At 69.3% G+C, this 12955-nt stretch carries 11 protein-coding genes; 7 read left to right on the forward strand and 4 right to left on the reverse strand.

All coding sequences use genetic code 11. The annotated features are described in order from the left end of the window. The first annotated feature begins 73 nt into the window (after window positions 1-73). Window positions 74-2521, forward strand: a complete 2448-nt coding sequence (locus tag GD1_RS07590) for a phosphoketolase family protein (protein ID WP_059036563.1) — start codon at window positions 74-76, stop codon at window positions 2519-2521. A 68-nt stretch (window positions 2522-2589) separates the two neighbouring features. Here GD1_RS07590 and GD1_RS07595 read toward each other — a convergent pair whose 3' ends face one another. Beyond that, window positions 2590-3891 carry a TrpB-like pyridoxal phosphate-dependent enzyme gene (locus GD1_RS07595; protein ID WP_053777230.1) on the reverse strand — a complete coding sequence of 434 codons (1302 nt, stop codon included), beginning with the start codon at window positions 3889-3891 and terminating at the stop codon, window positions 2590-2592. Window positions 3892-4015: 124 nt separating this feature from the next. After that, complete coding sequence (locus GD1_RS07600) at window positions 4016-4483, reverse strand: GNAT family N-acetyltransferase (RefSeq protein WP_059036564.1); 468 nt, start codon at window positions 4481-4483, stop codon at window positions 4016-4018. 288 nt (window positions 4484-4771) lie between these two features. On the opposite strand from GD1_RS07600, the gene GD1_RS07605 reads away from it, so the two are divergent. The 5 genes from GD1_RS07605 to GD1_RS07625 all read left to right on the forward strand — a co-directional run bounded on the left by GD1_RS07605 (window position 4772) and on the right by GD1_RS07625 (window position 9543). After that, on the forward strand, window positions 4772-5248 hold the full coding sequence (locus GD1_RS07605; RefSeq protein ID WP_059036565.1) for a hypothetical protein: 477 nt from the start codon (window positions 4772-4774) through the stop codon (window positions 5246-5248). A gap of 38 nt (window positions 5249-5286) precedes the next feature. After that, a complete protein-coding gene (locus tag GD1_RS07610) occupies window positions 5287-6405 on the forward strand; it encodes a homogentisate 1,2-dioxygenase (protein WP_053777228.1) in 1119 nt (372 codons plus the stop codon). Further along, complete coding sequence (locus GD1_RS07615; protein WP_059036566.1) at window positions 6402-7580, forward strand: alpha/beta hydrolase family protein; 1179 nt, start codon at window positions 6402-6404, stop codon at window positions 7578-7580. The genes GD1_RS07610 and GD1_RS07615 overlap by 4 nt, the downstream gene beginning before the upstream one ends. Then, on the forward strand, window positions 7577-8722 hold the full coding sequence (locus GD1_RS07620; RefSeq protein ID WP_162128802.1) for an acyl-CoA dehydrogenase family protein: 1146 nt from the start codon (window positions 7577-7579) through the stop codon (window positions 8720-8722). The genes GD1_RS07615 and GD1_RS07620 overlap by 4 nt, the downstream gene beginning before the upstream one ends. A 164-nt stretch (window positions 8723-8886) precedes the next feature. After that, entirely contained in the window at window positions 8887-9543 is a 657-nt protein-coding gene (locus tag GD1_RS07625; protein ID WP_059036588.1) for a TetR/AcrR family transcriptional regulator, read from the forward strand. Here the strand turns inward: GD1_RS07625 and GD1_RS07630 are convergent. Both GD1_RS07630 and GD1_RS07635 read right to left on the reverse strand, forming a co-directional pair. Continuing rightward, window positions 9526-10773, reverse strand: a complete 1248-nt coding sequence (locus GD1_RS07630) for a TerD family protein (RefSeq protein ID WP_053777287.1) — start codon at window positions 10771-10773, stop codon at window positions 9526-9528. The two genes, GD1_RS07625 and GD1_RS07630, sit on opposite strands and share 18 nt — an antisense overlap. A 131-nt stretch (window positions 10774-10904) precedes the next feature. Next, window positions 10905-11267, reverse strand: a complete 363-nt coding sequence (locus GD1_RS07635) for a MerR family transcriptional regulator (protein WP_059036568.1) — start codon at window positions 11265-11267, stop codon at window positions 10905-10907. A gap of 89 nt (window positions 11268-11356) precedes the next feature. Between GD1_RS07635 and GD1_RS07640 the strand changes: the two genes are divergently transcribed. Continuing rightward, window positions 11357-12697, forward strand: a complete 1341-nt coding sequence (locus GD1_RS07640; RefSeq protein WP_083533955.1) for an MFS transporter — start codon at window positions 11357-11359, stop codon at window positions 12695-12697. Window positions 12698-12955 lie beyond the last annotated feature (258 nt).

A 12955-nucleotide genomic window follows, 5' to 3' on the forward strand; every position in this document is an offset into this window, starting at 1 on the left:
CGATGTGCGCCATTTATGCATTCGGCGCAATCGGTCCGTACGGCACCATCGATTCAAGCGAAGGGGAAATCGCATGCCCGACGTTCGCGAGATACCGCATCGTTCCTACGAAAAGGCCGATCTCGCCGCCGATCTCCGGTGGTGGGACGCAGCGAACTACTTGACGATCGCGCAGATCTATCTGCAGGACAATGTGCTCTTGCGTGAACCGCTGGCCGTCGAACACATCAAACCGCGGTTGCTCGGACATTGGGGAACCAGCCCCGGATTGTCGGCGATCTATGCGGTCCTCAATCGCATCATCGCCGACACCGGGACGGAATGGCTCTACGTCACCGGCCCGGGTCACGGCGGTCCGGCGCTGGTGGCCAACACCTATCTCGAGGGCACCTATTCCGAGATCTACCCGCACATCTCCCGTGACGCCGACGGCGTCCGGCGGCTGTGCCGGCAGTTCTCCACGCCGGGCGGGATACCCAGTCACGTCAGCGTGCAAACCCCCGGCAGCATCCACGAGGGCGGCGAGCTGGGCTATGCCCTGGTGCACGCCGCCGGTGCCGCCTACGACCATCCCGACCTGGTGGTCGCCTGCGTCGTCGGCGACGGGGAGGCCGAGACCGGTCCGCTGGCGGGGTCGTGGAAGATCCCGGCATTCCTCAACCCGGCGCGCGACGGGGCGGTGCTGCCGATCCTGCATCTCAACGGGGCCAAGATCGCCGGGCCGACGGTGCTGGGCCGCAGCACCGACGCCGAGATCTCCGACTATCTGGGCGGTCAGGGCTGGCGACCGGTGTTCGTCGAGGGCACCGATCCGGCTGCGGTGTTCGGTGATCTACGCGCGGCGATCGTCGAGGCGCACCGCACGATCAGGGCCGTCCAGGCCCTGGCCCGCACGGATGGGGCACAGCCCGACGATGCGCAGCCCGACACCGGGTGGCCGGCCATCGTGCTGCGTACGCCGAAGGGCTGGACCGGCCCGAAGGTGGTGGACGGCAAGAAGATCGAGGGCACACACTGGGCGCATCAGGTGCCGCTGTCGGGGGTGCGGGAGAATCCCGAGCACCTCGAGATCCTGGAGAAGTGGCTGCGGTCGTACCGGCCCGAGGAACTGTTCGACGCCGACGGTGCGGTCGTCGAGCAGATCAGTTCACTGGCACCGGCGGGGGATCTGCGCCTGGGTGCGACCCCGTACGCCAACGGCGGTCGCCTGCTCAGACCGCTGCGGTTGCCCCCGATCGGCAACTACGCCCTCGAGATCGACGAACCGGGTGTGGTGGTGCACGAGACCACCCGGGTGCTCGGCGAGTTCATGCGTGACATCTACCGCGAGAACTCCACCCCGGACGGCGGCGGCACCTTCCGGCTGTTCTGTCCGGACGAGACCACCAGCAACCGCCTGGGCGCGGTGTTCGAGGAGACCGACCGCTGCTGGCAGCTGCCGACCACCGACTTCGACGACGGGCTGTCGGCATCGGGCCGGGTGATGGAGGTGCTCAGCGAGCACCTGTGCCAGGGCTGGCTGGAGGGCTACACGCTGTCGGGACGGCACGGCCTGTTCGCCACGTACGAGGCGTTCGCGATGGTGTCGGCGTCGATGGTGGTGCAGCACACCAAATGGCTGCAGCACGCCACGAGCCTGCCGTGGCGGGAGCCGGTGGCATCGCTGAACATCCTGCTGACCTCCACCTGCTGGCGCAACGACCACAACGGCTTCTCACATCAGGGGCCGGGTCTGATCGACCTGGTGCTGCCGCTGGCCCCGGACGTGGTGCGGGTCTGGCTGCCGCCGGACTCCAACACGCTGCTGTCGATCGCCGACCACTGCTTCCGCAGCCGCGACCACGTCAACGTGCTGGTCGCCGACAAACAGCCGCACCTGCAGTACCTGACCCTCGACGAGGCGAACGAGCAGGCGGCCGCGGGCGCGTCGATCTGGCCGTGGGCGGGTACCGAGCGCGCCGGCATCCGATCCGGTGACCTGTCCGGTGTCGACGCCGGAGCACCCGACATCGTCCTGGCCGGTGCCGGTGATGTGCCCACCCAGGAGATCCTGGCGGCGGCACAGCTGTTGCGCGAGTGGGTGCCGTATCTGCGGACCCGGGTGGTCAACGTGCTGGACCTGATGGCCCTGCTGCCGCACGCCGACCATCCGCACGGGCTGCCCGAGGACCGGTTCATCGAGTTGTTCACCCGCGACACCGATGTGGTCTTCGCCTTCCACGGCTATCCGCGGGCGGTGCACCAGCTCCTGCACGGCCGTACCCATCCGGGCCGGTTCCACGTCCGCGGATTCAACGAACAGGGAACCACCACAACGCCGTTCGACATGGTGGTGCTCAACCGGATGAGCCGTTATCACCTGGTGCTCGAGGCGCTCGCCCGGTCACGGCGCGCACCGGAGAAGGGTGCGGAGCTGGCCGAGTACTGCCGGGCCCAACTGGCCCGTCACCATGATCACGTGCGCGAACACTTCGAGGATCTGCCGGAGGTCCGTGACTGGGTGTGGTCGCCGGCGCACTGAGTGCCACGTGGCGGGTGGGTGCGTTCCGGCCCGGAAGCCGGGCCGGAACGCAACCACCGCAACGGTTCTCAGAAGCTGCCGTCGAGGAATTCGGCGTAGGCGGGCAGATCGAGCTGGCCGTGACCGGACAGGCCGATCACCACGACCTGTTCGGTGTCGTTGTCGGCGACGTGTGCGGCGCACGCGGCGATCGCATGCGTCGACTCCGGTGCCGGGACGATGCCCTGGGTACGGGCGAACTGCACACCGGCGGCAAAGGCGTCGTGCTGTCCGATCGCGATGCCCTCGACCAGACCGAGTTCCACGGTGTGACTCAGGGCCGGGGCCATGCCGTGGTAGCGCAGACCGCCCGCGTGGATCGGATCGGGAACGAAATCCATTCCGAGCGTGTGCATCTTGAGCAGCGGGGTGAGGCCTGCGACGTCGCCGTGGTCGTAGCGGTACTCGCCCTGGGTGATCGACGGGCAGGCCGACGGCTCGGCGGCCACGATCCGCGGATTCGACCGGCCGTGGATCTTCTCCCGCAGGAACGGGAAGGAGAGGCCGGCGAGGTTCGATCCGCCACCGGCGCAACCGAAGACGACGTCGGCGCCACCGGGCTCGGCGGCGTTGAGCTGCTCGACGGCCTCCTGGCCGATCACACTCTGGTGCAGCACCACGTGGTTGAGCACCGAGCCGAGCGCATACCGGGTGTCGGCATTGCTCGCGGCCACCTCGACGGCCTCGCTGACGGCCATGCCGAGCGAGCCGGTGGTGTCGGGGTCCTTGGCGAGCATCGCGCGGCCGGCCTCGGTGAGATCCGAGGGGCTCGGGTGCACGGTGCCGCCGTAGGTGCGCATCAGGTAGCCGCGGTAGGGCTTGGAGTCATACGACGCCCGGACCTGCCACACCTCCACGTCGATGCCGAACTGGGCACCGGCGAAGGCCAGCGCGCTGCCCCACTGGCCGGCACCGGTCTCGGTGGTGAGCTTGGTGACCCCGTCGATGCTGTTGTAGTAGGCCTGCGCGACAGCCGAGTTGGTCTTGTGGCTGCCCACCGGGCTGACACCCTCGTACTTGACGTAGATGCGCGCCTTGGTGTTCAGCGACTGCTCGAACCGGCGGGCGCGGAACAGCGGCGAGGGCCGCCACATCTTGTAGATCTCACGGACCGGCTCGGGGATCTCGATGTAGGGCTCGGTGGAGACCTCCTGGGCGATCAGTCCCGACGGGAACAGGGCGGCCAGATCCTCGGGGCCGACCGGCTCCTTGGTGCCCGGGTGCAGGTGGGGCGGGATCGGCGTGTCGAGCTCGGCCGCGAGGTTGTACCAGTGCGTCGGGACGTCGACGGTGATCAGATCGGGGTTGGTGGCATCCGCATGCATCGTCATGGGTGTCCACTGTAGGCGGCGTCGCGGGGAGAACACCCCCGAACCACCAGGTGCAACGGACACACGGCACGAGCCGGACCAGGCCATGTCCGAGAATTGCGGGTGGCGCCCGACCCGCGACGACTCACCACGCCAGCGTCATGAACACGCTGTTCGGATCTGCCGGGTAACGCCCGAACGGACCGCACACAACGAATCCGGCGGAGCGGTAGAGGCGGCGGGCGGGCTCGAAGAAGTCCATCGAACCGGTCTCCAGCGACACCCTGGTCACTCCTCGCGTTCGGGCGTCGAGCAGCAGGTGCTCCAGGAGCAGCCGCGCGATCCCTCGTCCGCGTGACTCCGGAGCTGTTCGCATGCTCTTGAGCTCTTCGTGGCCTGGTTCGAGCCGGGCGAGAGCTCCGGTCGCCACCACGTCACCGTCCTGCCGGACAACCCAGAGCCGAACCGACGAATCCATGAGCTCGGCCATGGTCAGGGCGTGGCGGCTGGTTGCCGGTGCGGTCGGGGCGATGTCGCTCAGGTGGGCCTCGAGGAAGCCGGTGAGGCCGGGGTCGTCGAAGTCCGCCCGCTCGATCCCGTGAGCTGCCGCCATCGGTGTCTCCCTCCGCCGACTCCGAAATTACCTGGTCCGCGGCCTGTGCTGTCGGCCTGGCAACGAGTCGGGCCGAGGCCTCCCGCGTGCCACACGGCAGGCGACACCGCGTGCCACATGACGGGTGACACCGCGTTCCTCACGACGGGCGACACCGCATGTCGCACTCGACCGAGCCGATACGAGAATGCCATTTCCGGAAAACGCTTGTCGATTTCTGAATCTGAATCTAGCATCAGAAAATGCCGACGGAAGTGAGCTCCGTCACTGCACTGGGGGTTGATGCGGATGGCGATGATGATCTGCGAGGAACGTGTTGCCTCGCCCGACGACGGCTCGCGTGCCACCGGCGCCCGCGGTGAGTCCGTGCCGTTCACCCCGGCGTCCACCGAGCGTCTTCTCGCGCTGATCCGCCGCCTCGACGGCGAGTCCGATCCGGTGCTGCGTCCGCACATCGCCCGGGTCGTCGCCGCCATCACCGCGCTGCGTGCGGTGTCGGCGCTGACGCCCGGGTCGTGGACCCACGACCTCGAACCGGTCGCCGGCTCGGTCGGGGCTCTCGTGATGACCCGGGCCGCCGACGCCGTCGCCGACCTCGCCGCGGCCGTCCTCGGTGACCACGCCGTCATCGACTTCGGTGACCCCGACACGATCGCCTGGAGCGAGTTCATCCTCGGGGTCCCGGTGCTCCACGTGGTCGGCTGCACCGACGAGTTCGCCCACGCCGCCATCGCCGGACGTGGCCTCGGCCTGTCGCAGCGCTGATCTCACCAGACCTCATCGACCGTCAGGAGTTCCCCACGATGGAATCGTTCATCCACCATACCAAGGGCCGTACGCCGCGGCAGCTGCACCGCGACCTCGACGGCCTCAAGGACGACGAGCTCGGCCGGTCCGGATTCACCGGCCGCACGGCAAATCTCTACCGCCGCAACGATCCGACCCAATACCGTGCGGTCGGCGATCTCGCCGGCGTCGACCGGATGATCTCCGACCTCACGCCCACCGACGAGACCGACCCGGCCGGGGAGCCGTTGGTGATGTTCCACAACGACGACTGCCGGATCTCGCTGAGCCGACGCGGTGCCGCCGCACCGTTCTGGAGCCGCAACGTCGACGGTGACGAACTGATCTTCGTCCATGCCGGAACCGGTTATCTGGAAACAGAATTCGGCCGTCTTCCCTATCGCCCCGGCGACTACCTGTACCTCCCGAAGGGCGTCACCCATCGTCAGCGGCCCGCCGAACCGTCGACGCTGCTGATCATCGAGGCCACCGACGAGTACCGGGTGCCCGAGGCCGGCGTGCTGGGCAGGCACTTCCCGTTCGACCCGTCGCTGGTGGTGGTCCCGGAGCCGGAGGTGTTCACCGACCCGGCCCCCGACGGCGCCGAGGAGTACGAGATCCGGTTCCGGCAGCGCGTCGGGGCCACCTCGGTGTTCTATCGGTTCCATCCGCTCGACGTCGAGGGCTGGCGTGGTGACAACTTCCCGTTCGCCTACAACATCGACGACTACGACGTGATCACCTCCGACTCGGTCCATCTGCCACCCACGGTGCATCTGTTCATGCAGGCCACCGGCGTCTACGTGATGAACTTCCTGCCCCGCCCGGTCGAGGGGCGGGCCGGGACCGAACGGCTGCCCTGGTATCACCGCAACACCGACTACGACGAGATCGCCTTCTTCCACGGCGGCGCCATGTTCGGCGTCGACATGCCGCCGGGCCTCATCTCCCATGCGCCGCAAGGCATCCACCACGGCATCCCCGAACGTGCCCGCGAGCGTGCCCGACGCCGCTTCGACACCGACACCCGCGTCGAATGGAAGGTGATCGCCGTCGACACCCGGCGTCGTCTGACACCCACCCCGGCCGTCCTCGGCACCGCACCCACCGAGGTCCCCGCCGAGGTGCAGGTATGAGCGGCAACCGATTCGAGTACGACCGCATCCCGTATCTGATCGTCTTCGACGACACCTCCGCCTACCGCGACACCTACGGCGGGGTCACCGAGTCGGTGGTGCTCGAGAGCTATCTGTTGAAGCCCAAGGGAATCGACTCCGACACCGTCGTCGTCTTCATGCATCCGATCGGAGGCGGCGCCTATCTCCCGATGACCAACGCACTGCCCCGGGCCGGCCATCACGTCATCTACTGCAACAGCCGCTACCGCGGGGTGGACAGTGCCCTGATCATGGAGAAGGTGGTCGCCGACCTCGGTGCATGTGTGCGAGATGCCAAGGAGCGACTGGGATATCGCAATGTCGTCCTCGCGGGCTGGAGCGGGGGCGGTGCCCTCTCGCAGTACTACCAGCAGCAGGCGCAGCACGCCACGGTCACCGCGACCCCGGCCGGCGAACCGCCGGACCTCACCCGGCTCGACCTGCCCGCCGCGGACGGTCTGATGCTGCTCGCGGCACATGTCAGCCGTCACGGCACGCTCACCGAATGGATGGATCCCTCCATCATCGACGAGACCGACCCGGCACAGCGTGATCCCGAACTCGATCTCTACAACCCCGACAACCCGAATCAGCCGCCGTACACCGAGGAGTTCCTCACCCGCTACCGGTCGGCCCAGGTCGACCGCAACCGCCGGATCACCGGATGGGTGAAGGAACAGCTGGCCGATCTGCGTGACTCCGGTGAGCCGCTGATGGAGCGAGGGTTCATCGTGCACGGCACCATGGCCGATCCGCGGTGGCTCGATCTCACCCAGGATCCCAACGACCGCGAACCCGGCTGCTACCTGGGTGATCCGCGGGTCGTCAACATGGGGCCGGTGGGTCTCGCGCGGTTCACCACGCTGCGGAGCTGGCTGTCGCAGTGGAGTATCGACGACGCCAACGGCGACGGCCCGCGCTGCGCAGCCGATCTCGCGGTCCCGGCGCTGGTGATCGGCAACTCCGCCGACAACGCCTGCACTCCCAGTCACACGCATCGCCTGTTCGACGGGATCGGCCATCCGGACAAGACCCTGCACACCATCGACGGTGCGACACACTACTATTCGGGTCGCGAACAGATCCCGCACCTGCACCGGGCGGTGGAGGTCATCACCGATTGGCTCGGGGAGCGTTCGTGGACGGGCGTGTGAGCGCGCCGTCGGCGGTCCCGATCTCCCCGGACGACATCCGCGCGACGTTGCGTGCGTACTTCTCCGCCGACCCGGCGGCCGACCGGTTCACCGGCCCCCGCGCCGAGGGGGTCGACGAGAAGTGCTGGGATCGCGCCGGATTCGATCCCGAGTGCTGGAAGCTCCTGGCCGGTCGGATCGGACTGGCCGGACTCGGCGCGCCGCGCCGGTCGGGCGGGATGGGACTCGGGCTCACCCATCTGGTCGCGGCGGTGGAGGAGTGTGCGGCGTCGGCGTATCCCGGCCCGGTGCGTGCGACGGTGCTGATGGCCCATCTGCTCGCCGTGGCCGGTGCCACCGAGATGTCCCGGCCGGTCGCCGAGGTGGTTGCCGCGGCGGTGGCGGGTGAGGCGGTGATCGGTGCACCGATCCAGGTCGGCGGTCCGCGTGCCGGATTCGCCGACGGGCTGGTCGGCGGACGCCTCGGGGCGATGACCCACGGACCCGTCGCCGACGCGGTCCTCGCCGAACTCGATGCCCCTGGCGGTCCGGCACTGGGTCTCGTCGTCCTCGATTCCGCGGTGACGCAACGCTTTCCGATCCGCGGTGTCGACGGGGCCACACCGCTGGCCTACGTCGAGGTGTCGGGGGCACCCGCCGTGTTGCTCGGTGCCGCCGGCGATCAGACGGTGATGCACCACCATCGGGCCGCCGCGGCGTTGCTGCTGGCCGCCGAACAGGTCGGCGGTGTCACCGCCTGCCTGCGGGCGATGGTCGAGTGTGCCGGGCTCGGCGGTGAGTCCGCGGCACCGGCGGGTCCCACTCGGGCGGTGTCCCATCGCTGTTCGGAGACCGCGGTGATCGGGGCAGCCGCCCGTGCCCTGGTCCATGCCGCCGCCGGACACCTCGATCGTCCCGACCCGGACCGACCCGCCGCCGGCTACCTCCTCGCGCTGCTGGCCCGGGCGGAGGCCGCCGACGGCTACATCGCGGCGTCGAGCGCACTGGTCCAGATCTGCGACGGAACCGGTGCCGCCCGCGAACACGAAGCGCGCCTGCACTTCCGGCGTGCCCGCGCCGTCGCAGCGCTCGGTGCGACCCCGGACCGGCTGCGCGACAAGGCGGTTGCCGGTGGCTGTCTGGACCTCCTCCGTTCGGCGTGAGCCGGTATCGGACGTCTCGGCTTCCTGACCGTGGTGATCGGTCTGTCCCATCGGCGACGGTCGGGCGGGTGCACTGGTCTAGGCTGAAAACTGACTTCGGATTTAGTTCTGTCGCTGCGCACTGTGACGACGGACCAGCAGGACAGGAGGCGGTCGTGGTGGCCATGAGCAAGGGGGAACGCACCGAGAACGCGTTGCTCGAGGCAGCGCGGACGGTGTTCGCCGAGCACGGGTACTTCAACGCCAGGATCGCCGACATCGCCCGGGCGGCGGGCCGCTCACCGGGCTCGTTCTACAACTATTACGAGAACAAGGCGCAGCTCCTCGACGCCCTGCTCGATCAGTTCACCGACGACATGGTCGCCGAGTCGATGCGGGCGATGTCGGCCGACCCGTACGAGAGTGTGCGAGGCGCGGTGGCCGTCTATCTGCGGCATTTCCGGCAGAACATCCCGGAGATGATCGGCATGGTGCAGATGTCGATGACCGACCTCAAGTACGACCAGCGGTGGCGCGAGGTCCGTGCGGTGGGCGTGCGGGGGATCGGGGTCCACCTGGCCGCCGCCCAGACCGCCGGACACCTCGACGCCGACGCCGACCTCGGACTGATGGCGTCGGCGATCATGTCGATGCTGGAGTCGTTCTGCTGGGTGTGGGTGGCAGGCAAGGGCGATCTCGGGGTCGACCGACCCGCCGACGACCACGCGATCGACACCCTCGCATCCCTCTGGTACGCCGCGATGTACGGCCCGCACGGACCGGGCGCGTCGGCGCCGGCCCGATCCGATGCCGATCGCGCCGGGTCAGCTCAGGTGATGTAGCACCTGGGGGAGCGCATCCTTCGGGGTCTTGCCCTGGAAGCCGTCGCCCACCGCGCGCAGCTTCCACTCGGCGCCCTCCCGGTGGATCACCGCCATCGTCACGCCGGTGAACGGCATCCCGCCCTGCAGCGTGAAGCGGGCGAGCTCGGCGCCGGTGGTCTCGTCGACGAGGCGGCAGTAGGCGTTGGCGACCTCCTCGAAGGTCTGGCCCTGATACGAGGTGACGATGAAGATCAGGTTGTCGATCGCCGGGTGGATGGCGGTGAGGTCGACATTGATCACCTCGTCGTCGCCCTCGCCCTCACCGGTGAGGTTGTCGCCCGAGTGCAGCACGGAGTTGTCGCTGCTGCGCAGGTGACCGTAGTAGACCACCTCGGCCACCTGCCCGCGCGAGAACATCAGCACCGAGGCGTCGAGGTCGATGTCGCGGGACCGGCCGAAGAAGCCGCCCCGCTTGACCGGGTCCCAGCCCAGTCCCATCCGGATGCGGGTCAGGGCGACGCCGCCGTCCTTGCGGAGGGTGACCTTCTGCCCCTTGGTGAGGTTCACGCGCTTGTTCTTGGTGAGGCTGACCTCGGCCGGGGCGGCCGGCGGCGTGTACGCCGGGGGTGCGGGCGGAGCTGCGGGGGCCGGCGGCGGTGTGTAGGCGGGCGGTGCCGGTGGTGTGTGGACCGGCGCTGCGGGCGGGGGCGTGTACGCCGGCGGTGCCTGGGCCGCAGGTGTCGTCGCCGGGGCGTCGTCGACGGACACGCCGTGATCGCGGATCAGATCGGCGAAGCCGCCGGCATATCCCTGCCCGACGGCGCGCACCTTCCAGTCGGTACCGCGGCGGTACAGCTCGAGGGCCACCACCACCGATTCCGAACTCAGCTCGGTGATGGTGAAGGAGAACAGTTCCCGGCCGGTCAGGTCGGTGACCCGCGCGGTCGGCGGGGCCAGCCGACCGAAGCTCGACGACGCGTCGTCGAGGGTGATCACCGCACGCACCGCGTGGATGTCGGCGGGGATCGCGGCGGTCCGCACCACCAGGACGGGCTGTGTGGTGGGGTTCTGCAGTTCCACACCCGGCCCGTGCGGCTGGTTGTAGAAGACGAAGTCGGCGTCGGTGCGAACCTTGATGGCGTCGGTCACCAGCAGCGCGGATACGTCGGCGGCGGCGCCCACCTGTACCGAGATCGCGACGTCGGCGACGGGGAGTGCGGCGTTCTGTCCCTTGGTGAGAGCGGTCATGCCACCGATCATTCCATCACCGGCGCCCGACGCGGTGTCCCCGGTCGGCGGCGGGGCCCAGCCGCGGCCGCGCGGTCGTCATCGGGCCCCGGCCGTTCCGGTCATGTGCCCCACGGCGATCGACCGGGCGTTCAGGCCAGCGCCCGGACGGCTTTCAGGTAGTCGTCGATCGCGTCGCGGTTGCGGGTGAGGCAGTCGATCCGGCCGCTCATCCGATCGCGCTCGCGTTCGAGGGTGGCGAGGATCTCCGGCGTCGCCTCGGCGAAGTGGATGGTGCGCGGCTTGTCCAGGCACGGCAGGATCTGCTTGATGATGCGGGTCGGTAGCCCGGTGTCGAGCAGACCGCGTATCTGGACGACGCGGTCGACCAGGAAGTCGTCGTAGTCGCGGTACCCGTTCGCCTGTCGCCTCGGCACGACGAGCCCTTCGTTCTCGTAGTAGCGCAGCGCGCGGGTGGATGTGCCGGTGAGCTCGGCGACCTCCCCGATTCTCATGTGTCGATCCCCATGTGTCCGGCCTCACTGTCGTCGGGCGGTGTCCGGGCTTGACCTTGACGTCAACGTCAGCCTTTGACGATGGTGCCATGACACGAATCCAGCCCCCGCCCACCCCCTCGCAACCGCCCACCCCCTCGCAACCGCCCACCCCCTCGCAACCGGCCGGCCCCTCGCAACCGGCCGGCCCCTCGCAACCGGCCGGCCCCTCGCAACCGGCCGGCGCCGTACGGGACGCTCCGCGTGCGCCCGACCGGCTGCCGCTGGCAGGTCTGCTCGCACTCGCGACCGCGGGCTTCATCACGATCATGACCGAGGCCCTGCCTGCCGGGATCCTGCCGGGGATGAGCGCCGATCTCGGCGTCACCGAGGCCGCGGCCGGCCAGACCGTCACCGTCTACGCGATCGGTTCGGCGCTGGCCGCGGTGCCCCTGACGGCGGCGACCATCGGGTGGCCGCGCCGTCGTCTGCTGATCCTCGCGGTGGCGGGATTCGCGATCGCGAACGGTGTCACCGCCGTGTCGCACAGCTATTTGCTCACCATGACGGCCCGGTTCGTCGCGGGTGTCGTCGCCGGTCTGCTGTGGGCGCTCCTGGCCGGATATGCCCGCCGCATGGTGACACCCGGACAGCGGGGACGGGCCATGGCCATCGCGATGGCGGGTGCTCCGGTCGCGCTGTCGGTGGGGGTCCCGCTCGGCACCTTCCTCGCGCAGCTCGTCGGCTGGCGGTTCACCTTCGGGATCATGACCGCACTCACCCTCGCCCTCATCGGTTGGGTGCTCGCCACCGTCCCGGATTTCCCCGGCCAGGCGCGGGCGGACCGCATCCCGCTCCGGCGCACCGTCCGCATCCCGGGGGTGGCCCCCGTCCTGGTCGTCACGCTGGCCTTCGTCCTGGCGCACAACGTTCTCTACACCTACATCGCTCCGTTCCTGGCACCCCTCGGCCTGGCCGGCCGCGTCGACGCGGTGCTGCTCGTCTTCGGTGTCTTCTCGCTGGCGGGTATCGCCATCACGGGTGCCTTCATCGACCGGCGGCTGCGTCGGCTCATGATCGGCTGCTCGGGCGGATTCGCCGCCGCGGCGCTCACCCTGGGTCTCGCCGGGGAGGTGCACTGGCTCGTGTTCGTCGGTGTCGCCGTGTGGGGTCTCGCCTTCGGTGGCGCGGCGACACTGCTGCAGACCGCGTCCGCCGAGGCCGCGGGCCCGGCCGGAGATGTCGCACAATCGCTGGTGGTCACCTGCTGGAACATCGGTATCGCCGGTGGTGGCGTCGTCGGCGGACTGCTGCTCGGCGGAGTCGGGGCGGGTGCATTGCCCTGGGCGGTGCTGGCGCTGCTGCTCCCCGCGATCGTCGTGACCGTCTGCGCCCGCGGCCACGGTTTCCCGTCACCTGCGGTCCGCCGGGAGCGTGAGCTCGCGGGGTGAGGACGACCCGCCGGGCGGTGGTCATGCCACTCTCGGCGGGCCCTCGGTGCCGGCACCGCGAGCGTCGCATGACGGCCTCGGTGCCGGTTCCGGCCGGGTTCGCCGGTGAGCCCGTCGTTCTGACACGTTCTCCGCACCGTCGATCGGGAAGAGCCGGCAAAGCCGGAGCCGTGCACCGCGAAGTAGCGGTGCAGGTACGAGATCCCGGCCTCGAGGAGCCGATCGTATGCCCCGCCACGGCTGGTGGAACCCGATTCA

Origin of the sequence: Gordonia desulfuricans NBRC 100010, from assembly GCF_001485495.1 — a bacterium.
GTDB classification, from domain to species: Bacteria; Actinomycetota; Actinomycetes; order Mycobacteriales; family Mycobacteriaceae; genus Gordonia; species Gordonia desulfuricans.